The organism is Paenibacillus taichungensis, assembly GCF_013359905.1.
Taxonomy (GTDB): domain Bacteria; phylum Bacillota; class Bacilli; order Paenibacillales; family Paenibacillaceae; genus Paenibacillus; species Paenibacillus taichungensis.
In genome coordinates this window covers 116159-142181 of the sequence record NZ_JABMCC010000112.1, presented here as the reverse complement: position 1 = coordinate 142181, position 26023 = coordinate 116159, and the positions used below count along the sequence as shown (strand labels likewise).

The following is a 26023-nucleotide window of genomic DNA, read 5'->3' as shown; positions in this document are numbered from 1 at the left end:
GCAGGGCAAGAAGATGGACCCATCAAAAGTCGCTATTTTAGCGGCTTTTTGTTTTATCGAATGAGGCTGAAGTGATACAAGAATATGAAATGAATAGATGAGTTGGATGAATTCATTTCAATTCATTCAATTCAGGGAAAAACCTATATAGAATATTGGAGCGATCCGCTTTCGGCTGGCTTTGTTTACTGCGCCTCGTACCTGTTTTATTCAATTGAAGTTAAAGGATAAATAAAAGAGGGAAGTGAAAGTCCCGTCATTTAACGATTGGAGTACTCAAGATTTTAGATGAAATAGCTATAAGCTGTGACCGCTCCGTCTCGCTAAGACCTGCTAATAATGCCTCAATCTGGCGCTCAATCTCAACACCGACCACTAACGATCAGATCGGCTTCGAAAATAGTTTTGGATTCTAATTGGTTCTGTTGCTGGCCCGACAGCCGCTATCCCTTCCGTCGCACTTCGATCTGCTAACCTAGATCAGCGCCAGCATGATTCTGAAGCAATTGGTAAATAATATAATTTAAAACCAAGGGAGAATAACTGGCATGCATCGTAAGCAAAATTTAAAAATGAAAAAAGTAGATTTGTCACATTTAGAACAATATAGCCAGCTGTTACGCTATGTATTTCAGGTTACTCATAATGATCTTCACAAACATGGCTGGAAAGAAAGCGAAATTCTCCATGAAAAATCACCTGTCTTACAACAAGCAGATGTACTTGGATGGTTCGATGGAGAAAAACTGATTTCTCAGGTATCCATATATCCATTTGAGGTTCGGATTTTTAACCAAACTTATGCTATGGGTGGCGTTACTGGTGTGGGAACCTTCCCTGAATATTCGGGTCAAGGTTTAATGAATAAACTTCTGCTGCAAGCTCTCACCAATATGCGTGAACAGGAACAATCCATTTCTTACTTGTATCCTTACTCCATACCGTATTATCGCCGTAAAGGATGGGAGATTATATCTGATAAAATCGTGTTTGAGGTTCAAGACTTCCAATTACCCAAAAACAAACCTGTTCCTGGCGATGTGGCACGTGTAGAACCCGACAGCGAAGATGTGAAGGTGGCTTATGAACGCTTTTCGATGCAAACCCATGGAGCGATGCTGCGGAAAGAACTGGCGTGGAGTGAGTATTGGCGGTGGGATTCAGATGATTTAACTGCAGCTGTCTATTATGGAGAAGACGGTCAACCGGATGGATATATTTTATATTGGATTGAAGAAGAAGTGTTCCACGTCAAAGATATGATCTTCATTCATGAAGAGGCACGAAGTGGGCTGTGGAATTTCATTAGTGCGCATTTTTCAATGATATCTAAAGTGGTAGGTAATATTCATACCGATGAACAGCTTGCCTTTTTGCTGGAAGATGCTGATATTAAGGAAACCATTTCGCCTTACTTTATGGCACGGATCGTGGACATTGAGCAATTTATCTCGAAATATCCGTTCAAACCCGCAGCGATGGATAGAGAATGGACCTTTACTTTGCAAGATCCGTTGCTTTCATGGAATCAAGGCACATTTACTCTACAAATTGAACCGAATGGAAGCGGAAGAGTAATTCGGAGTCAAAATCGACGTAGTGAAGACAGCATAAGTATCCAAACCATGACGACCATGTTGTTAGGTTATAAGCGTCCTGAGTATCTGCATAAGATTGGCCGGATTAAATGTGATCCAGAAACGCTTGATTTGTTAGAAGATGCTATTGAGCAGCAGGCACCTTACTTTTCGGATTACTTTTAATATTCAAAGTTGTGCTCAGCATTCCTTGATTAATGGTGAATTAGCAATATCTAGTTCTTCGTCTGAAGATCTGTGTTTAAAGTTAAAACAACCAGTATTGATGTATCAATACTGGTTGTTTTTTATTTCCATTCCATGATGTTTCATTAAATCAGACTGGATATACTCATAATTGTAGCAAGTTTAAGAAGGTACGACCATCTCTGCGAGTGTATCCGCCAACCTTTGTTTTGCTTTTTCCGATGCGGCAGTCAGCGGCAGACGCAGTTTTGCAGAGGCAATCAGCTGTTGCTGAGCAAGCCACCATTTGATCGAGGCTGGAGCAGGCTCTGCAAACACGTCACTAATCAGTGGCTGCAGCTGCTTAAAGCTGTCTCTTGACGCATTCACGTCACCAGATACAAAGCGTTGATACACGTCCACATACCGTTGGGTATGAATATTAGCAGATGCTACCATCCCGCCTGCAGCACCTTGACATAGCATCGCATGGAAATATGCATCCTCGCCGCAAAGTACAGGCTTCGTCTCATGTTGGGTTAGCGCCAGCAGCAGATCCAAACCGCCAGTGCTGTCCTTCAGGCCAATAACCCCGTCCAGATCCATGACTTTTCTCATCGTATCCAAGGTCATGCGACTACCGGTTCGAGCCGGAATCTCATAAACTAGGATTGGCAATCCTGTCCGGGACGCGTTGGAGAAATGCTCTAGAATTCCTTCTTGCGTCGGTCTGTTGTAATAAGGAGTGACCACCAGAGCAGCATCTGCTCCCAATTCAGCGGCCATTTCGGTCCGATGAACCGTCGAATAGGTATCATTGGTTCCTGTTCCCACAACGAGGGGGATGGTTTTGTTCAGACTGATCAAAATCTCTTTCGTTACTTCCACCATCTGCTTTACTTCATCCCAGGAAACAGTCGGAGATTCTCCGGTCGTGCCGTTTACAACCAATCCCTGAATGTCGTGTTTGGCAAGATGGGTAACATATTTGCGATACGATTCAATGTCGAGTTTGTTATCATCCGAAAAAGGGGCAATTACCGGTATATAAATTCCTTGAACATGTTGTTCATTCATCATTATCAACTACCTCTTCCCGTTATATTGAAACTAATGTAACATAGGAATCAGCATCACAGTTACCTATAACAAATGATAGTTGTCATCAATATTTTCGATGAGGTGAGCAAGTTGGATTTAATCTATCTTCAGACGTTCAGAGAGGTCGCAATTCGTGAGAGCTTCACCCGAGCCGCAGAGGTGCTGGGTTATGCACAATCCAGTGTTACTACGCAAATTCAGAAGCTGGAAAAAGCATACCAAGTCAAACTGTTTGAACGCTATAGCAATAACAAGATTCGTCTGACTTCTGCCGGGGAAGAGCTGTTCAAGCTTGCCGGACAGATGTTGGAATTGTTTGAGCAGTCCAAGGAAAAAATGGCGAAGCAGGGTGGTGGCTCCTTAACGATCGGTACGATGGATTCTATCGCTTCTTACTTTTTACCTCCATATATGCAAGCCACCCGTAAGGAATACCCGGATCTGAACATACGACTGCATACGAACCGTGAGGGGTTAATTTTGCATCAGGTCAGGGAAGGTGAAGCCGATATCGGACTTATTCTCGCAGATGATTCGAGCGATCCGGCTTTGCAGTGGATTACCATTCGCCAAGAACCGCTTTTGCTGATCGTCCATCCACAGCATCCGCTGATCGCCAAAACGCAGATTGAATTGAAGGATCTAAAGGATATGGAATGGATCATGCCTGAAGATACCTGCAATTACAGGCAGCTGCTTGAAAGAGTCCTTCGCGCGAATTCAATCCCTTATCGGATCGGTCTGGAACTTGGCAATCCGGAAGCGATCAAAAGAAGCATTAAGTCAGGGGAGGGCATTTCGATTTTGCCGCAAATGGCTGTAATGGAAGAAATCGAGCGGGGAGAGTTGAAAGCCTTACCCCTTGAACATGCAGAGCTCCAACTCGAAATACAGCTCGTCCTTCATCCGAAGAAGTGGGTATCCAACGCACTGCATGATTTTATGGAAAGCTTGAAAAAGTAAAAAGTTGCAGTTATCTCATTAGCCAAATACAGGATAAATATGTTAATATAAGATCCCATAAAATCAGCGAGCCACATCAAACGGGCTCGCTGATTTATATTTGAACGCCCAATAAAGGAGGTGCCATATGAGTTCCATTCTAAACGTTATAGAAAAGCTGAAGTTGAATGTCTTGAATATTGAAGATGTTCCGGAATCATATAGTTCTGATGTATTTAAACTTACTCTTGTTAGTGGAGAAGATGTATATGTGAAGATTCCATTTAACAAGGATAAGCTGTTTCGCGAATTTCAGGTGCTTGAAATATTGAAGGACGTCATACCTGTTCCTAAGGTATTGGACATTTGGTGTGGGGATGAAAGTAATACTGGAGCATTACTTCTCTCTGCAATTCAAGGGGTTCCTTGTACAGAAAATATGGATGAGAAGCTATCTTTTCAAATGGGTGTGTATCATGCGATGCTCCATGAGGTAAAAACACCAGGATACGGTTACCATTCAACCGACGGATTTAAATTTCTTGACCAAAATAATTGGCGACTACATATCAAAAACAATTTCGAAAAGTGGAAAGAGCCCTGCAAAGAGCTCCTCGAACCAGCATTGTATGAACGATGTATTCTTCATTTTGATGGCGTGTTCTCTGCTTTACCAGATCCTGACGGACCCTGTTTTGTACATATGGATTTTCGACCTGGCAATATATTGGTGAATGGTAACAGGGTTACTGGCATTATTGATTTTGAGAGTGCCCGGGGTGGCTCCTCTGAAATAGACTTTACTAAAATCAATAGATATATTTGGGAAGTAAACCCGAGAACGAAGTCCCCGTATTTCGAAGGTTACCAAACCATTCGGAACATGTTAAATCTCGAAATTGTATTGCCGTTCTATAATTTCTATGATGCTTTCGGTGCCGTTGTTTGGTGTAAAAACAGAGGAGTTGAAAGAAATCAATCGTTCCTTCAGGAAAGTATAGAAGTATTGAAGAAATCAGTCAGTTACTGATTACTAATGGATAGCATCTTCAATCGTTTCTTCTTTAACGGATAAGCTGGTATCGTTTTTCATTTCTTTTTCATAAACGAGTGTTCTTTTGTCATATCGTAGCACGGCGACTCCTTTGTCTGACAATCCTTCGGCAAGGTCTTTGAAAGGGAAGTTATTACCCACTTTTTCATCCATATCCGCAGGGCCAGAGGCATGTACTAGTACCAAAGCCGGAACTTTCGATGAGCCATCCTCTGGCAGTGGCAAAAATCCATTAAGAGGATATTTCGTCCCTTTGCCAATTATTATTTTTTCGTTCATTCCCCTAACCTCCAATCAGCATGTTTATTCGGGAAATTCACGTAACGAATCAAACGCTGGATTCATCCCAACACCCCTCATTATGCTATTCTTTATAACCTGCTCGCTGCGGGGAGCGGCGATGTAGAAATCTTTCAGCCACGGTTCAATCAGTTCAAAAAGGAATCCCCATGAAGCTTAAAAGGAAAGAATCCATCCACGCAGGTTTCCACATATTTTCCCCTTGGAAACTGACGCTTTGGAAACAGCGATAAATGCAGCCAATGCATCCTGTGTTAATCCTTTTTCTCTGCGTTTTGCAACAAGGATAAATGCTAAATTAATTTCGTTCATCAACGTCACCTCTGATTATGATTATACGGTTTATAAAATCAACTATTGGGAAACTTGATAGGAGAAGGAGCGGAAAACATGAGGAACGTATTATGCATCTTTGTTATTTGTATTCTAACGCTAAATCTAAACACTTTAACCTATGCAGAGCCTAACACAGTGAATGAGGAGGAGTTTAAACCTTTATCTTTGACGTTACTTAATCCGTCCATACAGCTGGCGATTACTCAGTATTATCAAAAAATTCAGAAGCCGCAGGCAAGTTATGGTTTATATGATATGAAGGTGCTAGAACTACAAAGGAAATTGCCTGGATCTTATGCCTTTCGAATAGTTGTAGAAGTCAGCACCTACTATGGTCCACACAATTCTCCGAATGCGAAGGAGTTTATGACATTCGATATCGATCCCGGTAAAGTTAAGTTAATTCAATATATCCATAGGAACGAGTAACTTTGACTATCTAATTTAGAAGTGGCATCGGTGCAGAGACAGCAGTGTGTCAAACAGTACAGATGACACAAGTTATAGTGTTGAAAGATAAAAGTCGCATCGATGCGGCTTTTTTGTTTTGTCGTGAGGCAAGGACCTAACCTTTAGCTGTCCAACCATAGTTTAGATAATTGTGCATATCAGATTTGTAACTTGTGTATTTAAATTTGCTTGAATCCTTGCTAAACTTTATTTTGATAATGAGAATCATTATTACTTAGAGCGGCTCGATTTTGAGCGGGAGGGCTTTCTAGGAGCAAACAATGATAAGAACTAAGAAAGGTTGGTAGAAATGACTTTAAACAGACAACTATGTATTGGATTGTCCTTGAATGCAACATGGAATAAAGGTGACGGTTGGCGGCACCCGGATAGCGGAGTGGAGCAGACAGGAACCATTGACTATTATATTCATTGGGCAAAAATGGCGGAGAACGCTAAGCTCGATTTTCTTTTCAGAGCTGATTATCTGTATATTAGCCCGCAGATGTTAGGCGATTCTTCTAATTTCGGTAGCCCAGATCCTACTTTGTTTTTTGCAGCAATAGCTCGTGAAACCAATCGGATCGGACTCGTTACGACCATTTCTACCACGTTTAATCCGCCTTATGTTGTTGCCCGTCAGCTTCAATCCTTGAACTGGCTAAGCAATGGTCGTGCCGGCTGGAATATTGTCACTTCTATTGAAGGCGCCGAAAATTTCGGAAATTCACCAATGCCATCACCGGAAGAGCGGTATGCGAAGGCAATCGAATTTACCGATGTGGTGTGCAAGCTTTGGGATAGTTTTCCGAATGATGCTATTGTTATCGACCGTGAGTCAGGCATATTTTCTGATAAGGAAAAAGTAACTGCTATTCATCATACCGGTGAATTTTTCAATGTAAAAGGGCCACTTACTTTACCTTCTCATCCAGCGGGAACCATTCCTCTGTTTCAAGCCGGTGCTTCGGATATTGGCCGGAATTTTGCTTCATCCGTAGCGGATGCTATTTTTGCGGCCATGCCGGATCTTGAATCGGGTGTGGAATTGCGAAGTGATTTGAGAAAACGAGCTGTAGAACATGGGCGCGATCCGAACACGATTAAAGTTTTGCCGGGTTTATATTTTTTCCTGGCTGATACGCACGAAGAAGCGCTTGAATTACATAAGGCTACTCATGCCCATTTAAGTCTTGAGCGCAGACATGCCTCTCTGCAATCGTTGATGGGTCTTGATTTAAGCAGTTTCCCCTTGGATCAACGCGTAACCGAGGATATGCTACCTGGTCCGGATCAGGCTGTTCGCAGTCGTACACATGCTGAATTGTTGCGCCGATATATTACAAAATACCAGCCTACAGTGAAAGATATTCTGAATCGGCCGGAGGTTGTCGGATCTGCCCATTGGGTATCTGTAGGAACAGTCGAGACCGTAATGAATGATATTATGGAGCGGGTTGAGGCTGGTGCTATTGATGGATTCATTGCCCTGCCAGGCGGTTCAGAAAAATCGATGGAATTATTTTTGGATAAGCTGATTCCGAAGTTGGTTGAAAGAGGACTGTTCAGAAGTGAATATACCGGGGAAACATTGCGCGATCATTTAGGGAATTCATAAAACATTGTATACACAGTAATTGGGGAGGACATATGAAAAGACTAACTGGATTGATTTTAACTGTAATTTTACTTGCAGGGGGGATACTGGCTGGATGCTCCGAAACGCCCGCTGCAGTTACTCCTGAGGCGAGCAAGATCGAGGGTGAAGCATGGCCAAGAACCATTGCGGATGCCAGCGATAATGGGGTGGTGCTTGAAAAACGCCCAGAGCGTATAGCGGTGCTGCATCCATTGTACTTAGATTACTTTTTTGCTCTGGATACGCCTCCAATCGCATCAATAAGCGCGGCGGAAGCGATGGAGAAGTTTGCAACTTTACAGCCTTACGCCGGGTCTGCTGACATTATTGATTTGGGTAGCGACTCAGCGAATCTGGAAAAGATTATTGAGGCGCAGCCTGATGTGATTGTAACCTTTAACGGGTCTGTGGATACCATTTATGATGAGTTGAACAAGATTGCTCCTGTCATTTTGATCGACTACACCGATACCTGGGAAAAAACAACGATGCTTCTCGCTGAGGTTGTTGGAAAAGAAAAGCATGCAGAACAATTGATTAAGGAAACCCAGGAAATGATAGCAAAAACGAAAGATCAGCTAGGTGCTCTTGAGGATAAGACCTTTGCCTTGTTGCGGGTTGATGGAAAAGCCAATTTTAATGCTCAAGGATCTAAAAATACAATGTACTATAATCAAACTGCAGGCTTTGGATTGTTGGCACCGAAGGGATATCCTGAGGGTGGTGAGGCGCTTACGCTGGAGGGGCTATACGACATGAATCCCGATTATATTATTATCCAGCATGATATTGATGTTGCAAAGGCAGCTGTGAAGGAAAAGGAATCTTCAAAGGTATGGAACTCACTGGAGGCCGTAAAAAACAACCATGTTCTTATATTTGATAACTCCCTCAATAGTGCGAGTGTCCTGGCTGTCCGTTTGGCATCAGAGTATTTTCTGAAATTGGCTGAACAATAAAATTTATACAAAAATCCGATTGCTGATACTGAACGCAATCGGATTTTTGTATGTCAGGAGGAAAAGCATAATTTAAACCTGCACCACAGCATGCTGTTTCTTAGCCAAGATAGAAGGCAGAACAGTCAGCAGCCTTTCGCGAGTTATAGGATCGTCATAGTTCCAGCTGGCCTCCACCACATGGACTTTGCTGGGTGCCAAGTTTAAAACTAAGGTTAACAGCGGGCTCGGAGCGTTTAATTGCATCTCCTCTTTGGGTACCAGTACAAAGTTACGGCCGGCGGTGTAATGTCTGATTTCGTTGTGCCTGATTTGTATCCAGGGCTTTTTATCTTCAATGAGACGATGGACTGGCAGGGAGGGACGGAAGCCGAGGGCTTCATACAAAGTAGCCGCAAATCCGGTTTTCCCCATAACATAAACGTTCGTACCAAGCAGCAGATAGACGGTTGCATACTCACCTGCGGCATACTGGTCTTCCAGCTGTCGCCGTATTTGCCTCATACGGTTCTCGTATCGATTAATCCATTGCTCGGCTGCTTTGTCACGGTCAAAAAGGCTGGCAATGTAACGAAGACGCTCATAGGTGCTGTTTGTTTCATAATATACAATCGTTGGTGCAATGGCGTCCAACTCGGGGAGCTGCTGCTCGCAATAATTGCCTAGCAGCATAAGATCCGGCTTCAGCGGTGAGACTTGCTCCGGTGCCGCTCGCAGCCCAATATCAGAAATGTTCTGTAGCCTGTTTCTGTATATGACTTGTGATTTCATAGTCGCAATTCCTGCTCCGACGGGGCAAATGCCGAGGGCAAGCAATTCACCGAGGGTATTTGTACCAGTTGCCACTACACGCGTCGTCACTTCCGGAAGACGAATCTGCCTACCAAGCGAGTCGGTTACCGTTCGCCTTCTGGAACGCAGCTGGGTATTGGCATACTCGCGTGGAGGAGAACCAGTCAGTTGCTGAAAGCGACGGCTGAAATAATATTCATCCTTAAAGCCGACTTGACGGGATATTTCGCGCAAGGGCTCAGTGGAACTGATCAGCATCCGCTTGGCGTGTTTGACCCGCAGTTCTGTAATATAATCGGTCGGCTTCTTGCCAGCGATAGCCTTGAACAGTTTGCTATATTTCCAGCGGACCATTCCGGCCATTTCGGCCAACTGCTCCACAGTCAAATCTTCGTTGTAGTGCTGCTCTATGTAGCTTAGCGTACGTTGTACTGCTTTTTCATTATGGACTGGGGAAGAGGAGGTTTGCTCCAATTGGGCCATCATGCCGAGCACCAGTTGCAATCTTGCCTGTAGAATAGCCAACAGTGGAGGGGGGACAGGGCTGCTTTGCACAGGTTGGAACGATGCCAAGTCCTCGTTCCCTAATACGCTTTTTAATGTGGAAAAAGGCAGACTATAAGGATAGCTTGGTATGAGGGGTGGGCTTGCGACATGACGCAGGACCAGTCCTTCCACTTCAAAAGCCTGAAAAGTAAACCGAATCACCCTCGCTTGCTCACAGGTCCCTTCCAGGCAGAAGGTTTGCTGCGGCAGTAGCAGTATACAACTGCCTTGCCGCAAATCTTGGGCGATATTGTTGATATGCAGGCGAACGCCCCGATCCAGTGCGATGAGCAGCGTGCAGCAATCGGCACCGATGTTCTCCGCTGGTATACTTGGGCTGTTGGATTCCGACAGCCGGGCAAGCTGAAGCAGTTCATACTGCTGCAGTTGAATGTAAAGGGAAGCCATTCGCATTCGAGAGCCCTCCCATCTAAATGATAATAATTCTCAACTTCAATAGTGTATCATATTTTTTTGCTTTACAGACCGTTAATTATGAAACAGGTACCAAAACAAGGTGCCGATCTTTGCATAAAAAATCCCCCACAGGCGCAGAGCCAAAATGGGGGTCAACAATATTCGACGTTAGTTATTACCGGTTCATCCACTTCGGCAGTTCATCAAGCAACTGCTCCAAAGCCAGCAGGTTATCGGTGTTCCATTCAGCAGAGGTGGTATAGACGTTCCCATTCTGAACTGCAGGTAACGTTTGCCACAATGGGCTTTGCATCATCCGATCTGACTCTGCCTGGCTCTCGTCGTTGCCGAGAACGAGTACAAAGAGATGATCCCCCGCGTATTCCGGCAGCAGTTCTTCCGACACTTCAATGAAGGTTTGGTCTTTGGCGATAATATTCTGCTGAATGGCCGGCGGGATTGCGAATCCGCGCTCTTGATACAGGACTACGCCCAGCGAACGATTGCCCATAACGTAGAGTTTTTTGCCCAATTGCAAGAAAATCGTTGCCGTCTCACCGTCTTCCAATTGCAGTTTGTCCCACATCAATTCCGATTTTGCATCAAATTTGGTTATCCATTTTTCTGCCTCATCTTTTTTGTCAAATATGGTACCGAGCTCTCGCACGCGTTCTTTGAACGGCAATGCTGAATTAAAGGGGATGGTAGGAGCAATCTTTGCAAAAGCCGTATTTCGGTCTGCATCTTCTGTGTAGCCATTTAAAATCAAATCAGGCTGCAAGGCAGCTATTGCCTCCAGGTCTCCAGGATTCCCAACATCCTCAATACCTTCCAATCGGCCTTCCGTATAGCTGCCCGTGGCATGAACCAGATTGGCTCCAACGACAGGAATGTCCATTGCGAGCAGATCTTCTAGTGTAGAACCAAGATAAATGACCCGCTGTGATTGCGCCGGAATCTCAACCTGTTCACCTGATTGGGTTGTATAGCTTATGGTTTGCTCACGATTCTCCTCAAGCTCCTGAGAAGGAATGCTTTCCGAACGACTGCACGCTGCCAACACAGCAAGAAGAAGGAAGCTTGCTCCCCATATTGTTAGTTGTTTCATTAATGTGCTGTTCATTCCTGTTGCCCCCTGCTTTTTTTGGTTTATAAATGATAATGATTATCAATTACAAATGTTATTATAGGCATCATTAAGAGGGGAGACAATGAAAAAAAAGCAACGAATTTGTTTGGACAAATGTCAATGGACCGATCTATTTACCATAAAAGCAATCAACTCTGGATTGCCTTTTTGTTATGTAAACGTATAATGAGAGCTTGAAGGGAGAGGAACGCCATGACCATCGAAGCCAGCTTCCGCCGGGCCAATCACATATGCAATCGTTATATTACAAAAGTGGAGCAAACAGGGCTTTCATTGTCCATTTTGTATTGGGGATTCATGCCCGATCATTTCGACAATGCCTTCCACCGGCATTCCTTTTTTGAGGCTTGTTATGTGGTAGACGGTGAAGGAAGCTACATAGAACAAAACCAGCATTATGCTTTAAATAAAGGAACAGCATTTCTATCTCTTCCAGGCGTATGGCATCAAATTCGCAGCCAGACCGGACTGACACTTTCTTATGTGGCTTTCGAACTGGATGAAGCCCACACAGATGTTTATTATACTGAATTTTTCCGTCGACTTGCCGAGCTTGGACAAAGCGTATCCCAGCAAGCGGACCTTACGCCAACTGGCCATTTATGGCAAGCGCTCATTACTTCTTTCGACCAGCCTGGGGCAACTCTTCCACTTGCTGTAAAGCAAATTTCCGCTTCTCTGCTGTTATCGATAGCAGATTTGCACGTTCCGACTCGAACAGACTGGGCCGATACGGGAGAGCAGCCCATGGAACAAAATACATTGTTCCGACAGGCCAAACGATACATTGATGATAATTTGATCAATGAGCTTACACTTATGACGGTGTCAAGACACCTCCACATTTCATCCCGTCACCTGACCCGGTTGTTTCAGGAAAATCTGGGGCAGTCCTTCGTCCACTACATTCAGGAACGACGTGTGCAGCAAGCCGCTGGGCTCTTATTAAATGAACAGACACCAATTAAAGATATTGCCATCAAGTGCGGGTTCCAATCCGTGCACTATTTTACCCGGATATTCACCCGCGAGCTTGGTGTTTCCCCGGCCAAATTCCGACGCAATCAGTTTGCCGAAGGCCGCTCTGGCAAAATGCATTACCCACCCCGAATGTCCTGATTGTACAAAAACACAGCTTGATCGTTTAAAGACAGCACCTCCAACTCCCTATACAATGATGAACATAAATCGATATAGAGTTGGAGGTTTTAAACATGCCCCGAATAGCCCCCTTGGCCTTTCAAACCAACCCAGTCAATTTCATTCAGCTTCAGCCCGACCAAGAGACAGAACCGGGGATCTGGAATGCGTATGAAGAATGGCTTGATCAAATTTGGCCTGAATGTGTACAGAATGATTTGCTTCCTTTTTATATGGTCATTGATGGTACACATGGTGCCGCATTCAACGAATGTCTGGCAATACTGCGGTCGCGCTGCCACCTAGAGAGCAGGGTTTTAATTGAAATAGACAGCGCTGATTATTTAAAGTCTTCTGCAGATTTGCTTCAGCAGTTTCACCCCTATCTGACGGATAACCGTGCTTTTGGCGTTATAGCCTCGGACGTCAGCGTTAAGGATTATTTCCGGCCACATGCACAGTCGGTCTGGCTCAGTGATGTAGACGATCAACTTCGGCTTTATCACTCGGCTGAACATGCAGAGGTCCAGTCGCCAAACATAGATCAGTTAGCCCCCATCGTTGTGACCTTTGGGTCTGGATCTGGTTTCCTTTCTACAGCATCAGGTTTAACGAACGTTTCTCTGTTTTGCGACTTATCCAGAGAGGCACAGCAGAAACTGCATCAGCAGGGGATGGGTTCTTTGGGGTTAGGCCCTTGCCGGGATACGGTCGAAACCTATAAGCATGCCTTGTTTCTGGAATGGCCCGTCTGGGAGGAATATCGCAAACGCCACTTGTATGACTTTGATTACTATGTGGATACGAACAACCGGGAACGACCCGTTTTGGTCACCGTCCCTATGCTGCGCCGACTTTTGGCTTCAGCAGCCCAGCAGCCTTTTCGAGTAAAACCGTTTTTTGCACCGGGGATTTGGGGCGGACAGTATTTAAAAGAACTATGCGACCTGCCTAAGGATTGGAATAACTGCGCATGGGGGTTTGAACCTATCGCACCGGAGAACACGCTATTAATCGGTTATCGGGATTTTATAGTGGAGCTTCCTTTCCCGCTGCTGTTGTCGGCTCATCCAGAAGCAATTATGGGCGAGCGGAATGTGCAACTGTTTGGCGACTATTTTCCGATCCGGTTTGATTATCTCGATACGATCGACGGGGATCATCTGTCTTTGCAGGTCCACCCCCAGCAGGCATACATTGAGCACACCTTCAACGAAACGATGACGCAGCAGGAATCCTATTACATTATGGAACAGAAGGAAGGCGCCAAACCTTTTGTGGGACTGGGTTTCACGGAGGGTACAACCGGGGAGGAGCTGCTTCAGGCGGTTGAATCTGCCCACACCTTGGGACAACCGCTGAAGATCCCAGAATATGTGAACATTTGGGATGCGAATAAGGGTGACCTGTTTCTGATCCCGCCAGGCGCCGTACATTTTTCGGGCAAAAACAATCTGGTGCTGGAGATCTCTTCGACAACATGGTGGTTTACCTTCAAAATATACGACCATTTGCGGCTGGACAGAGACGGGCGGCCGCGTCCGATCAACGGCGATCATGCCAGTGCCAACATGCAGGAACAGTTTGACACGGATTACGTTCAGAAGCATTTGATAGCGGTTCCAAAGGAAAGCCGGGTACAGGGAGATAGCAGGGAAGAGCTGCTAGGCGAACGGGAGGATCTGCTTTTTCAGATCAAAAGATTAAAACTGGACGGAGAGTGGATCGACGATACGGCTGGCGAGTTTGTTATGTTTAACCTCGTAGAAGGTGACCGTGTGCGGCTGACTCCGCTGGATGATAAGACAGCGGCTGTGGAGTGGGGGTACGCCGAAGCGTATATCGTTCCTGCCTCCGTCGGAGGTTTCCGTCTGGAGTCTCTGGGTGACCGATCGTGCACTCTGATCCGGGCACAGGTTTCGCCAGACTGGAACACGCCTCTGCTTCCGCATCACTGGAAATCTGGTGAACCTTTATGAACCCTGACGTCACGATTGCCATTGATGCCGGGGGGACCTTTTTGAAGGGTGCCGTTGTACTGAGTGACGGGAATCTTCTACCACAACTTTATGTCAAAAGGTCATCGCACTCCGACAGTAGCGCGTATGAAATCGCCTCCAATCTGGCTGGCGTGATCCAGGAGCTTGCCGCGGCATACGTCGCCTACATGGAGAGGCTAAGTACCGATAAAGGGACCCGGGCCACTTTTGCCAATTTTCACATCGGCTTTGCTTTCCCCGGACCTTTTGAATACGACACAGGGGTTTCCCGTATCCAGGGATTGAATAAATACGAGCAGCTTTATGAATTCAATCTAAAAACACTGCTGCGGTGTGAATTAACGGCGCTTGCAGCGGAGCCCACTGCTCCTACATGGATGACCCAGCTTGCCAACGCAGATATTCGTTTTGGCAATGATGCTACTCTGTTCGCTCTGGGGGTCAGCAGGCTTTTTCCACAGGACAGATTGCTTTGCCTTACATTGGGAACGGGCCTTGGCTCCGCTTTTGTTGAGAACCGGTCCATTGTCAGCGGAAAATGGGGAATTCCCGACTCAGGCATGTTGTATGCCGAGCAATACAACGGAGGAACCGTGGATGATCTGTTCGGAAGCCGAGGCATTTTGGCCTTGGCAGATAGCCATGATGCTCGAAGCCAGGGAGAGGACGTGTACCATCTGGCCATAGCGGCCAGACAGGGGAATTCCTCCGCCATCCGCGTATGGCAGCTTTACGGTCAGCGGCTTGGGGAAATGCTGCGTCCATACGTGGCAGAGTTTCGCCCCGCTCGTCTGATCTTGGGGGGGCAAATTGCCGAAACCCATGATCTGTTTGGCAGCGCGCTTTCAGAAGCGCTCTTGCCCGAGAAGATTGCTCTGCATAATGAGAAACAAATGCAGGAGCATGTGTTCCATGGGATTTTCCAACTCGTAAAAGGTACCTAATCCATCAACAAAGGAGAAAAAAGATGACACTCGAACAACAAATCAAACAGGCAGCCATCCCAACGCTTGAACGGAAATGGAAAATATACGTCATTCACCATTCCCATACTGACATTGGTTATACGGACCGACAAGAGAAGATTGAACAATATCATATCGATTTTATCCGTCAGGCGCTGCGTATTGTTAATGATGCTCATAACGGTGTAAACCCCGAGTGGAAAGGGTTCCGTTGGACCTGCGAGACCTTCTGGGCCGTGGAGCAATTCCTGAAGCAAGCTGGAGACGAAGAAAAAGGTGCCTTTGCCGAAGCCGTGCGACGGGGCGATATCGAGCTATCCGGCACGTATTTGAATATGACCGAGCTGCCCGACCTACAGTTGTTGAACAAAATACACAGCAAAGCTCAGACATATGCCAAATCTATCGGTCACCCAATAGACAGTGCGATGACGGCGGATATCAATGGCTACAGCTGGGGATATGCCGATAGCCTGCTAAATAACGGAATCGGACATTTATTCAGCTGTATACATACTCATCACGGCATGTATGCGCTGGGCCGCAAGCAGTCCCCTTTCTGGTGGGAAGCTCCAAGTGGGGAACGCCTGCTGGTCTGGAATGGAGACCACTACATGCTTGGCAACGAGCTTGGTTTCTGTCCTGGTGCGCTTGGCAAATACATGATTCGTGATGAATTCGGCCACAGACTTGTTGAACCAGCGAACATTCATAATCAAATCGCCAATATTCGCATCCACCGGTACTTGGCCCAGCTTGAGGCGGAGCAGTATCCATACGATTTCGTGCCGATGATGCTGTCTGGATTGCCCACAGACAACGGATCGCCCAATAGCTCAATCATGGAATGGATCGATGTATGGAACCGTCAAAACGGCGAGGCGATTTCCGTGGAGATGAGTACGTTGAGTGGCTTTTTTGCACGCTTGAAGGAGGAAGGGACGGATGGTCTACCTGTGCATAAAGGGGATTGGCCAGACTGGTGGTCGGATGGTGTAAGCTCCACACCGATGCACACTCAGATTTACCGTGACGCACAGCGGACACTTCGCAAGGTGGAAAAGCTCGACCCTGGAAAGAAAAGTGTTAGTCTCCAGGAAATCGAGGCTGTAGAGCAGGCGCTTACTCTTTATGCCGAACACACTTGGGGGTATCACTCCTCTGTTTATGAACCGTGGCACAAAAATGTGCAGATGCTTGAGGTTCGCAAGACAGCTCACGCTGCAGAGGCAAGCAGGCTTGCTTATCGCGCGCTAGATCAGGTGCTGCTTGCCGATAATGCCTCCACCTTGTACCCGGGGCGTCCTTATCGCTTCAAGGTAACGAATCTCTCGGAGCGGGAGGTAACCGAGTTGGTTCAGTTGAAGCTTGAAGGATGGGAACCGGATGAGCTATTGAACGGAGTAGAAGTAATCCGGGAGGATACGGGACAGGTGCTGATCCAGCAGTCAAGCCACCCACAGACGATTATTGCGGAACTTAAGCTCCAAGGCATGGAGAGCTGCATATTGATCCTGCGCCCAATACTGGCAGCGCAGAATAGTCTTTCTTCCTTAACGTCAACCTCCAATTCGAAGCTGATCGGTGCTGACCAGGTGTACGATATGGAGGATATGTATTCCTTAACGGCAGGCAGACAGCAAGCGCCGGTCTCCGTTTGCCAAACGGGGCTGGAGTCACCTTATGTACGCTTGACTTGGTCGAAAGAGCGCGGCATCGTGTCGTGGATCGATAAGGAGACAGGCCGCGAACTGCTGAAAGCAGATGATCTGTATGGGGCGTTTACACCCATCTATGAGGTGACAAATCCAGCGAACCCTGCAGATGCATCTCAGGTATGGAGCGTCCGTTCCAAAATGGGACGTAACCGTAAAGGCTTGAACGTGGAGCGTTCGGTTGGTCAGCTCATCTCTGTGCACGCGGTGGATAATGGACCGCTGTATGCTACCGTTGAGCTTGGTTATCAGCTCAAGGGCATCGCCTATTTTTCACTACACTTGCGGATCTATACCCGTCAAAACCGGATGGATATTTCGGCGCGGTTCCATAAAGAGAGCATCTGGAATCCGGAGAACGTTTATCTGGCTCTGCCGTTCACCCCAGGAGGCACTGGGCCAGTTACCCTGTTAGCCGACAAGCCAGGAGGGCTCGTTCGCCCCTGGAAGGATCAGATTCCAGGAACTTGCCTGGATTATTCCGCTGTACAGTCGGGCATTGCCTGGCAGGATAATGACCGCAGTCTGCTGCTTGCTGTCCCGGACACACCTCTCGTGCAATGGGGAACGCTGGATTACGGGGCCAGAAAGGTCCACACGCAGCAAGCGCCTGACGCTCAACCGGAAGCTTATGCCTGGCTGATGACGAATTATTGGGAAACGAATTTCAAAGCGACCTTGGGCGGCTTCTATGAGTTTCAATATCATATTTCGTCTGGCGGCAGCCTTTCGGTTGAAGATATGGCCGCAGCCCTGCATGCGTTGAACGAGCCATTTGTGGTTACACGGGTTAATGAAAAATAAAGATAACACATAACAGATATAAACTTATAGTCGATAAAACAACAACCAGCAGGCTTCCACATGGAGGCCTGCTGGTTGTTGGCGTTCGGTCTTTTAGTTCGCGTAAGATTTGGTATTTTTGCTTAATGATGTTGTTAAAGCTGAAATGTATTTAAGCCTACTCTTGAGCTGCCTCTAGCTCAGTAATTTGCGCTTTGTATTGCTTCAGAAGGTCGGCAAGGGAAGTCTTGATTGCCGCTTCGTCCTTAGCTGTTACAGCATTATTCAAATTACTTTGTGCTAAGAAGAATGCACTGGCAGCTGTAGTACCGCTAAATTGAAGACTTTCAGCATTCGCTATAACCGCGCTTGTTGTTCCGGTTGATTTTTCGTCAAGATTCAGAGGGCTGACGGCAATTGGCACTCCAGATTCTGCATTCTCAACTAATCCTTTCAGATCCGAACTGCTTGTGGTAATGGAGAAAGACAAGGTGTTCTTATTTTCGGAATTAGGTAATTTTTCGGCTTTTACACTCTCAACTGACGTAAGTTTGCCTTCCTCAACCTTTAAGGCCTGCATTTCTTTGATCTCACCTGGTTTGGCGTTCTCGGAAACTTTCTTCCATTCATCAGAGTCTACGTCAACAGCAACCAAAGTGGCCATTACTCGGGATGTATAGTTTTGTGAAAGCAGTTTATTGTAACGGGCCAGCGTTTTTTCCCATTCGCTTACTGTTTCTGGCGCGTACTTTTTGGCCTGCTCCACTGGATTAGCCAATGTAAAGGTCGCAATGGCGGATTTAGCTTCTTTCAAGGTAGCAGTTCCATTTGTAACAGCATTTGCGTTAGTGGCGCTGTCGGCATTCGCGACAATCGGTGCGGAGATCGCAGTGAGCAGCAGGGCGGACAGGGCAACATTTCTGAATTTAAAACTGTAGTTCATTTCGTAACACTCCTTATGGTTTGGTTTGTCTTACAGTTATCAATTTACCGAAGGAGTGTGGCACAATATTGGTGTAATTGTGGAAAAACAATGGCAAAGCTCTTCCCATATATATACCTTTGGTATACTCACTATAGAGAAAAGTACAGGAGGCCCCGTTCATGAATAACGATTACCTCATCGCAGTTGTAGATGATGACGAAAATATACGCACACTGATTCAAGCTTATTTGCACAAAGAGAACTATCGAACGATAGGCCTTGCTAATGCCGAGGATGCCTGGTCTTTATATAGAATAAGTCCGCCGAGCATGTGGGTGATGGACATTATGCTGCCCGGAATGGATGGCTATGAATTATGCAAACGCATCCGGAATGAAGGAGAGGTACCCATTATTATGATCTCGGCGAAGGATAATGAGGTGGACAAAATACTTGGCCTTGAGCTAGGCAGTGACGATTATCTAGTGAAGCCTTTCAGCCCCCGTGAACTGGTAGCCCGCATCAAGCGGCAGCTGGAACGTTGGATTAGACTTACCGGTGCGGAAGAAAGAGCTGTTGTAAGCGAAGCGGTGACGCCACAAATCGATATGGGAGAGCTTCAACTAATGTTGGAAGAGAGGCGGGCCATATGGCGAGGGGAAGAAGTGGACCTGACCAGCAAAGAGTTCACCATGCTTAAGGTACTGGCTGAACATCCAAATCGTGCGTTTACGAGGGACGAGCTGCTCAGTTTTGTATGAGGAGAAGATTATTTTGGCAGTGACCGTGCCGTGGATCATTTAATTAAGCGGATTCGCAAAAAGATTGAGGAACTTCCCGTCGAGTCGGTGTGGGGACACGGGTATCGTATGCGTACAGATCGGAGTGAAGTTTAATATGAAACTTGTTCATCAAATTAACCTTGCTTTTGGATTGTCACTGGTTCTGATCCTCTCCGTCACGGCCGTTTTACTTCATTATGTGCTGCTGGATCATTTCATTGGAACAGAGAAGAATGATCTCAAGACGTTAAGTGCGGCGATGTCTGCTTCTATAACGAAAACGGGGGATCTCACAATGAGTCCTGTACTTACGACTGGAACTGCTGTCACGATGCCTAATTTGAATATTACGGGTATGCAGTCCGTCCAGTTGGTTACGGGAGAGGCTACGAGTGCTCCTTCAACACTCATTCCTGCGGATGTTGAAGCCTTTGTCACTGATTTTAACGGAAATGTGCTGTCAGGGACTTTGTCTGTGAGTGGTACAACCGGAATGGCGAGCAGTAACACATTGACTGAAGCCGTACCAGCAAACTTGTCGAAATACACAGCGGTCACTTCATCCAGCATCAAGGACCTGTGGAAGGGAACGGATGGGCGTTATGTGATGGATGTCAGTCCCATCCCCCAAGGAACCCTGACTCTGTTGACTCCTATGAGCAAGATTAAAGCAATCGAACAGGCGCTACTGGGTCGTCTCATCCTGGTGATCTGTATCGTTGGAGCCATTATGTTCCTGCTCAGTTTGTTTATTACGAAAAGGCTGATTCAGCCATTGATGAATCTGAAGCAGGAACTTAAGAAGGTCAAACAACGTCATTTCACGGATGTGCAGCTGGTCAAGGCTGGCGGTGAGATTGGAGCTGTAGCACAGACGGTATACGAGATGGCTGGTGAACTGAACAGGTTCAATGAGGTGCAGAAGCTGTTTTTTCAGAATGCTTCTCATGAGCTGAAGACCCCTCTGATGTCCATTGCAGGCTATGCGGAGGGCATTCGAGATGGAATCTTTGAAGGTGATAATGTCCGTAAAGGGTTGGACGTGATCCTGGGGGAGAGCGGCAGATTAGGAAAGATTATCACCGAAATGACGCTGCTCGCGAAGCTGGATAGTGAAGAGGATATCTTCAAACCTTCCAAGGTCAGTCTGAATGAATTGTTGACGGAAACGTCCGAACGTGTCAATCCGCTGCTTGTAAAGAAAGGACTTACAATGCATATCGCTTGTCCGGACAATAAGGAGCTGTTTGTCATGGCTGATCAGGATAAACTGCTACAGGCACTGCTCAACGTCGTGACGAATGCTGCAAGATACGCCAGAGAAGAAATTCACATCACTGCGAACTTGGAAAAAGGGAAGATCGCGCTATCCGTTTCGGATGACGGTCCCGGCTTTCCGCAGGAGCTGCTTCCCACCTTATTCCACCGTTTTGTCAAAGGAAAAGACGGTGAGTCCGGACTGGGTCTGGCGATTGCCCGGGCTATTGTGGAACGCTGCGGCGGGCTGATTCAGGCCACCAACCGTAAGGAGGGAGGAGCTGTAATCTCGTTTGGCTTCCCTGCGGCTCAACGTGTCTGAAAGGAAAGGACGGCAACAATATCCTTCTAGCTGCACCAAACCTCGAAGTGAGAGAAATAGAGGGAATGCTCGAGTGGGTTCGTGTCGCCAATCGCCAATATAAATACTTCGCATAAGTTGCTTTGTGTGTACCCTGCTCTCCCTGCATATAGGGAGGGCTTTTTTGTGTTTTGAGTACGGATACAATGGCAAGCTGCAGATATCACCAGATGGGTGCTTTGAATTCCTTATGGCAGCAGCGATTCCTTATTCATTGTCGCGTTTTTACGGAAATCTAGCGGAGCTTGATTATAGTATTTTTTGAACTGATGGTAGAAGTGGCTGACGTTCTCAAATCCCGCTTCCAGTGCAATCTCAAGCACACGAAGCTCAGTCGTGAGCAGCAAGTTTTTGGCTACATTCAGCCGAAGCTGATTAATATACTCTGTTGGTGTCTGATTCAGATATTGACGAAAGGCACGGTTCACATGACCAACGCTTCGACCTGACAATTCATAGAGCGCATGAAGACCACGAATCATGTTTTCCTTCAGCTGCATTTTGGAGATCGCATGCTCAAGCCACAGCGGGAGAATGGGTTGTTCAATGGTTTCCAACTCAAAGAAGTGCTGCGTAAAAATCTGAATAATGAGCCCTTTTGCGTATACGCGAGCCTTCTTCTTATCCACTGTGGAGAGCATCATAATCCGTTCAAAGCTTCGAACCATCTCTGTCATTTCTAACTGAGATAACATGGCAATCTGGGGAACAGGAGCCTGTAAGAGTCCTTGCGCATACTTCTGTTCATTCAAGTAGGCCAAAGCTTCTTCTATTACTGCGGATCGACACGGGCTATTCAGAAAACGGCAGTCCTGAGCGCCTTCCGGCTCATAACGGTGAATATCATGCGGTCGAATAAAGACAAGGCAGCCCGGCCTTAAATGCTGGGTTGTTCCATTGACGATATGTTGGCACTGCCCTTCACTTAGAATGAAGAACTCGTAAAAGTCATGGGTATGCTCGGGTGATACTTTCGATAAGGAATCGACCCAGAATGGATCTACGAGCAGGTCGGGATGGATGTGAGTAGACGCTGTGTATTTGATCATGGCTCGAACCTCTCCAATTATTGTTAATGTCAAAATAGCACACGAATTCCGTGAACACAACATAAGAAAGTATGGAGACCTCTTGATAGAATGAAATAGATTACAAAGACATCAGGAGGTATCGCAAATGTTGCTTATCGATCTCAATGGCAGGTGGCAAATGAAGAGAGTGGATCATGCCGAATGGCTTCCGGCTACGGTTCCAGGTTCGGTCTTTAACGATTTGCTTCAAGCTGGACAAATGGAAGACCCTTACTACCGCGAGCAAGAGCAGGCGGCACTTGAACTGTGTAATTATGATTATGAATACAAACACTCTTTTGAAGTAAGCGCAGCGGATCTCAAGCATGACCGGATCATCCTGTTATGTGAAGGGTTGGATACAATTGGCGAATTGTTTCTGAATGGAATGAATATCGCGAATGTAAGTAATATGCACAGTACTTATGAAATCGATATTACCTCCTTTATCAAACAAGGTGAAAATACCATACACATTGTTCTTCGTTCCCCGGTGGAGTATGTACTGCGTAAACAAGCCGAGCGCCCGTTGATTAACTGCAGTGATGCAGTGGAAGGAATCTCCCATTTGCGTAAAGCACACTCCATGTTCGGTTGGGATTGGGGTCCACAATTACCTGATTTGGGAATCTGGCGAAATATTTCCATTCAAGGCTATGATCATGCCCGTTTGGAAGATGTCTACGTTACACAAATGCATAGCGAAGGTAAGGTAACCTTAGATGTACGAGTAAAGGCATCAGGTTGGGTAGAAGAAGAGCGAGAGATCACGGTCACATTAGATAGTCCTTCCGGGGAGACATTGAAAGGATGGACGTCCGTCGTGAATGATGCGAATCATCATATCTGGATTGAAGTGGACCATCCCGAGTTATGGTGGCCGAATGGTCTGGGCAAACAGCCATTGTATCAGCTAAGCGTTGCGCTTATGGAACAAGGCGTGGAGCTGGATCGTGATGCTAAGCGCATTGGACTGAGAACATTAACTGTGAAGCAAGAGCAGGATCAATGGGGTGAGTCCTTCGAATTTGAAGTGAACGGTGTATCCTTTTTCTCGATGGGTGCTGACTATATTCCGGAAGATAACATCTTGCCGCGCTGTAACCCAGATCGGACAGAACGATTGATCAAGAGCTGTGCGCAAGCCCATTTCAATACAATTCGTGTCTGGGGTGGGGGACATTATCCGGAGAATTACTTCTATGATTTGTGCGACGAATACGGCTTGATTGTATGGCAGGACTTGATGTATGCCTGCGGGGTATATGAACTGACTGAGGAATTTAAGCAATCGATTACTAAAGAGACCATCGATAACATGAAACGCTTGCGTCATCATGCCTCATTAGGAATCTGGTGTGGAAACAATGAGCAGGAGATGGCTTGGGTTGAATGGGACTGGGCGAAGAAAACATCCTTACAGTTACAAGCAGACTATATTAAGCAATATGAGGTATTACTTCCGGCTATTGCGAAGGAATATGATCCAAACACGTTCTACTGGTTAGCTTCACCTTCATCCAAAGGCAGCTTTGACAATCCGAACGATGAAAATTACGGAGACATGCATTACTGGGATGTGTGGCATGGCAAGAAACCTTTTACCGAATTCCGCACATTGTTCCCGCGCTACATGTCCGAATTCGGATTGCAATCCTTCCCGAATCACAAGACCATAGAAACGTTTACGTTGCCGGAAGACCGCAATATCTTCTCACCGGTCATGGAATCTCATCAGAAGAATGGTACGGGAAATGAGAAAATTCTGTATTACATCGGGGAGACGTATCGCTTGCCAAAAGATTTCAATTCCCTGTTATACGCTTCACAGCTCATTCAGGCTGAAGGAATCTCATGTGGGGTTGAGCACTGGCGCAGACATCGTGGACGCTGTATGGGAGCACTGTACTGGCAGTTGAATGATTGCTGGCCTGTTGCTTCCTGGTCCAGTATCGATTACTTTGGTCGCTGGAAAGCACTGCATTATGCAGCCAAACGCTTTTTCGCGCCTGTTCTTGTATCGGCTCGGGAAGATGGTTCGAAGGTAGAACTTCACGTATCGAATGAGAGTAGGAATGCTGTAAAAGGAGCATTGAAATGGAGTCTCATGGATTCGCAATCCAATGAAATCGTAGCTTCTTCAAAAGTGATTGAGTTGAAAGCGTTATCAACCTCATTGTTCGAACAGCTTGATTTCACTGAGATGCTCGATACAACTACTAAAAAACGGAATACGTATTTACAGTTTTCCTTTGTGGTGGATGGTGAAGTTGTCAGCGAAGGTACAGTGTTATTTGTGAAGCCAAAGCATTTTGGTTTTATTGATCCTGCAATTGAGACCACGATGACAGAAGAAGAGGATCGTTTTGTTATTACGGTTGATTCGAAAGCTTTTGCACGGTTTGTGGAGCTTGATTTCAGTGAATTAGACGGTATTTTCAGTAACAATTATTTTGACTTGTCAGCAGGTGGAAGAAAGACCATTTCTCTGAAGAAAGATGATCTCAACAAACCGGCATCCCTTGAAGAACTGCAATCACAGCTAATCGTACGCAGCGTATTTGATTTGTAAGTTGTTCCTTCGCTTTTTTCTGATATTGCCAATCCAATCGATAGAAATCCGATCGTTGTTGTATGTTACCGCTTTCAAATGATCTCTATACTGATGGCAGAGGTGGTTAAATGATTGAACGACTGGCAAAATACCGTTGGCAATATGTAATGATCCTACCTGGTGCGATCCTGCTGCTTCTCTTCAGCTACATTCCGATGGTGGGCATCCAGGTGGCATTCAAGGATTTTCACATCGGCAGCACGATGTGGAGTAGTGAATGGGTTGGTTTGGAAAACTTCTCATTCTTGCAAGATGAACAGTTCTGGATTGTGGTAAAGAATACAATTTACATCGCAATTCTCAAGTTTGTATTCGGATTTCCAGCTCCTATTATTTTGGCATTGCTCATCAATGAGGTGAAAAACAACAAATACAAGCGGTTTGTCCAATCCGTTAGTTATCTTCCGCATTTCTTTTCATGGATCGTGGTGGCTTACATTCTGCAATCCCTGCTAACGTTGGACGGCGGATTGGTCAATCAGTTGATAGAGAAGCTCGGGGGAGATTCAATCTTTTTCTTGGGATCCACGGAGTGGTTCCGGCCCATGATCGTAGTGAGTGGTTTATGGAAGGAGGTCGGCTGGAATACGATTTTGTATTTGGCGGCAATTACAACGATTGACCCGCAGCTCTATGAAGCCGCTAGGGTAGAAGGAGCAGGACGGCTTGCACAAATTCGCAACATTACACTGCCGGGTATAATGCCGACCATCTCTATCGTGTTGATTCTCAGTATGCCTGGACTGATAGCAGTAGGCATGGATCAAATCTATCCTCTGATGAATCCGGCTAATCAGCCAGTCGCAGATGTGCTAGACACATATATTTTACGAAATGGCTTGCAGCAAGGTTATTTTGGAATGGCCACTGCAGTGGGTCTCCTTTCTTCGGTCATCAGTCTGGTGTTGGTACTATGCACCAATCAGATGGCGCGAAAGTTCAACGGAGAGGGGCTTTGGTAA

20 protein-coding genes and 1 pseudogene are annotated in these 26023 nt (G+C 46.1%); 14 read left to right on the top strand and 7 right to left on the bottom strand.

Annotated features, from left to right (window positions below):
- Window positions 1-548 precede the first annotated feature (548 nt).
- Complete coding sequence (locus HP548_RS16700) at window positions 549-1763, top strand: GNAT family N-acetyltransferase (RefSeq protein ID WP_099856135.1); 1215 nt, start codon at window positions 549-551, stop codon at window positions 1761-1763.
- 183 nt (window positions 1764-1946) lie between these two features.
- Here HP548_RS16700 and dapA read toward each other — a convergent pair whose 3' ends face one another.
- Window positions 1947-2840, bottom strand: a complete 894-nt coding sequence (dapA, locus tag HP548_RS16695; protein ID WP_343054860.1) for a 4-hydroxy-tetrahydrodipicolinate synthase — start codon at window positions 2838-2840, stop codon at window positions 1947-1949.
- A 114-nt stretch (window positions 2841-2954) separates the two neighbouring features.
- Here dapA and HP548_RS16690 point away from each other — a divergent pair, with 114 nt between their 5' ends.
- Both HP548_RS16690 and HP548_RS16685 read left to right on the top strand, forming a co-directional pair.
- Complete coding sequence (locus HP548_RS16690; protein ID WP_076289231.1) at window positions 2955-3827, top strand: LysR family transcriptional regulator; 873 nt, start codon at window positions 2955-2957, stop codon at window positions 3825-3827.
- Between the two features lie 127 nt (window positions 3828-3954).
- Window positions 3955-4836 carry a phosphotransferase family protein gene (locus tag HP548_RS16685; RefSeq protein WP_175382298.1) on the top strand — a complete coding sequence of 294 codons (882 nt, stop codon included), beginning with the start codon at window positions 3955-3957 and terminating at the stop codon, window positions 4834-4836.
- Between the two features lie 3 nt (window positions 4837-4839).
- On the opposite strand, the gene HP548_RS16680 is transcribed toward HP548_RS16685, so the two are convergent.
- Both HP548_RS16680 and HP548_RS16675 read right to left on the bottom strand, forming a co-directional pair.
- Complete coding sequence (locus HP548_RS16680) at window positions 4840-5139, bottom strand: alpha/beta hydrolase family protein (protein WP_217504741.1); 300 nt, start codon at window positions 5137-5139, stop codon at window positions 4840-4842.
- 177 nt (window positions 5140-5316) lie between these two features.
- On the bottom strand, window positions 5317-5472 hold the full coding sequence (locus HP548_RS16675; protein ID WP_175382297.1) for a hypothetical protein: 156 nt from the start codon (window positions 5470-5472) through the stop codon (window positions 5317-5319).
- A 78-nt stretch (window positions 5473-5550) separates the two neighbouring features.
- On the opposite strand from HP548_RS16675, the gene HP548_RS16670 reads away from it, so the two are divergent.
- The 3 genes from HP548_RS16670 (at window position 5551) to HP548_RS16660 (ending at window position 8544) form a co-directional block, all read left to right on the top strand.
- Window positions 5551-5925 (top strand): DUF3888 domain-containing protein, encoded by a 375-nt coding sequence (locus HP548_RS16670; protein ID WP_175382296.1) that lies wholly within the window; start codon window positions 5551-5553, stop codon window positions 5923-5925.
- Window positions 5926-6256: 331 nt separating this feature from the next.
- Window positions 6257-7564 carry an NtaA/DmoA family FMN-dependent monooxygenase gene (locus HP548_RS16665; protein WP_175382295.1) on the top strand — a complete coding sequence of 436 codons (1308 nt, stop codon included), beginning with the start codon at window positions 6257-6259 and terminating at the stop codon, window positions 7562-7564.
- Between the two features lie 32 nt (window positions 7565-7596).
- Window positions 7597-8544: an ABC transporter substrate-binding protein gene (locus tag HP548_RS16660; RefSeq protein WP_175382294.1), complete on the top strand. Its 948-nt coding sequence runs from the start codon at window positions 7597-7599 to the stop codon at window positions 8542-8544.
- A 72-nt stretch (window positions 8545-8616) separates the two neighbouring features.
- On the opposite strand, the gene HP548_RS16655 is transcribed toward HP548_RS16660, so the two are convergent.
- Complete coding sequence (locus tag HP548_RS16655; protein ID WP_175382293.1) at window positions 8617-10296, bottom strand: helix-turn-helix domain-containing protein; 1680 nt, start codon at window positions 10294-10296, stop codon at window positions 8617-8619.
- A 178-nt stretch (window positions 10297-10474) separates the two neighbouring features.
- A complete protein-coding gene (locus tag HP548_RS16650; RefSeq protein WP_076289238.1) occupies window positions 10475-11422 on the bottom strand; it encodes an ABC transporter substrate-binding protein in 948 nt (315 codons plus the stop codon).
- 219 nt (window positions 11423-11641) lie between these two features.
- Between HP548_RS16650 and HP548_RS16645 the strand changes: the two genes are divergently transcribed.
- The 4 genes from HP548_RS16645 to HP548_RS16630 all read left to right on the top strand — a co-directional run bounded on the left by HP548_RS16645 (window position 11642) and on the right by HP548_RS16630 (window position 18073).
- Complete coding sequence (locus HP548_RS16645) at window positions 11642-12568, top strand: helix-turn-helix transcriptional regulator (protein ID WP_175382292.1); 927 nt, start codon at window positions 11642-11644, stop codon at window positions 12566-12568.
- A 95-nt stretch (window positions 12569-12663) separates the two neighbouring features.
- The gene (locus HP548_RS16640; protein WP_175382291.1) at window positions 12664-14568 is read left to right on the top strand and encodes a class I mannose-6-phosphate isomerase; all 1905 of its coding nucleotides are present in this window, start codon (window positions 12664-12666) and stop codon (window positions 14566-14568) included.
- Window positions 14565-15533: an ROK family protein gene (locus HP548_RS16635; RefSeq protein WP_076289240.1), complete on the top strand. Its 969-nt coding sequence runs from the start codon at window positions 14565-14567 to the stop codon at window positions 15531-15533. Before HP548_RS16640 ends, HP548_RS16635 begins: the two co-directional genes overlap by 4 nt.
- Window positions 15534-15556: 23 nt before the next feature.
- Window positions 15557-18073 (top strand): glycoside hydrolase family 38 N-terminal domain-containing protein, encoded by a 2517-nt coding sequence (locus tag HP548_RS16630; protein ID WP_175382290.1) that lies wholly within the window; start codon window positions 15557-15559, stop codon window positions 18071-18073.
- Between the two features lie 157 nt (window positions 18074-18230).
- Here the strand turns inward: HP548_RS16630 and HP548_RS16625 are convergent, their stop codons facing one another.
- Window positions 18231-18995, bottom strand: coding sequence for a hypothetical protein (locus tag HP548_RS16625; protein ID WP_175382289.1), 765 nt, complete (start codon window positions 18993-18995; stop codon window positions 18231-18233).
- Window positions 18996-19156: 161 nt separating this feature from the next.
- On the opposite strand from HP548_RS16625, the pseudogene HP548_RS16620 reads away from it, so the two are divergent.
- Together HP548_RS16620 and HP548_RS16615 are read left to right on the top strand one after the other, a co-directional pair.
- A pseudogene (locus HP548_RS16620) lies at window positions 19157-19873 on the top strand (response regulator transcription factor).
- Between the two features lies 1 nt (window position 19874).
- Window positions 19875-21338, top strand: a complete 1464-nt coding sequence (locus HP548_RS16615) for a sensor histidine kinase (RefSeq protein ID WP_175382288.1) — start codon at window positions 19875-19877, stop codon at window positions 21336-21338.
- Between the two features lie 227 nt (window positions 21339-21565).
- On the opposite strand, the gene HP548_RS16610 is transcribed toward HP548_RS16615, so the two are convergent.
- Window positions 21566-22426 (bottom strand): AraC family transcriptional regulator, encoded by an 861-nt coding sequence (locus HP548_RS16610; RefSeq protein ID WP_175382287.1) that lies wholly within the window; start codon window positions 22424-22426, stop codon window positions 21566-21568.
- A 127-nt stretch (window positions 22427-22553) separates the two neighbouring features.
- Between HP548_RS16610 and HP548_RS16605 the strand changes: the two genes are divergently transcribed.
- Window positions 22554-25019, top strand: coding sequence for a beta-mannosidase (locus HP548_RS16605; protein WP_175382286.1), 2466 nt, complete (start codon window positions 22554-22556; stop codon window positions 25017-25019).
- 110 nt (window positions 25020-25129) lie between these two features.
- Window positions 25130-26023: an ABC transporter permease gene (locus HP548_RS16600; RefSeq protein WP_076289247.1), complete on the top strand. Its 894-nt coding sequence runs from the start codon at window positions 25130-25132 to the stop codon at window positions 26021-26023.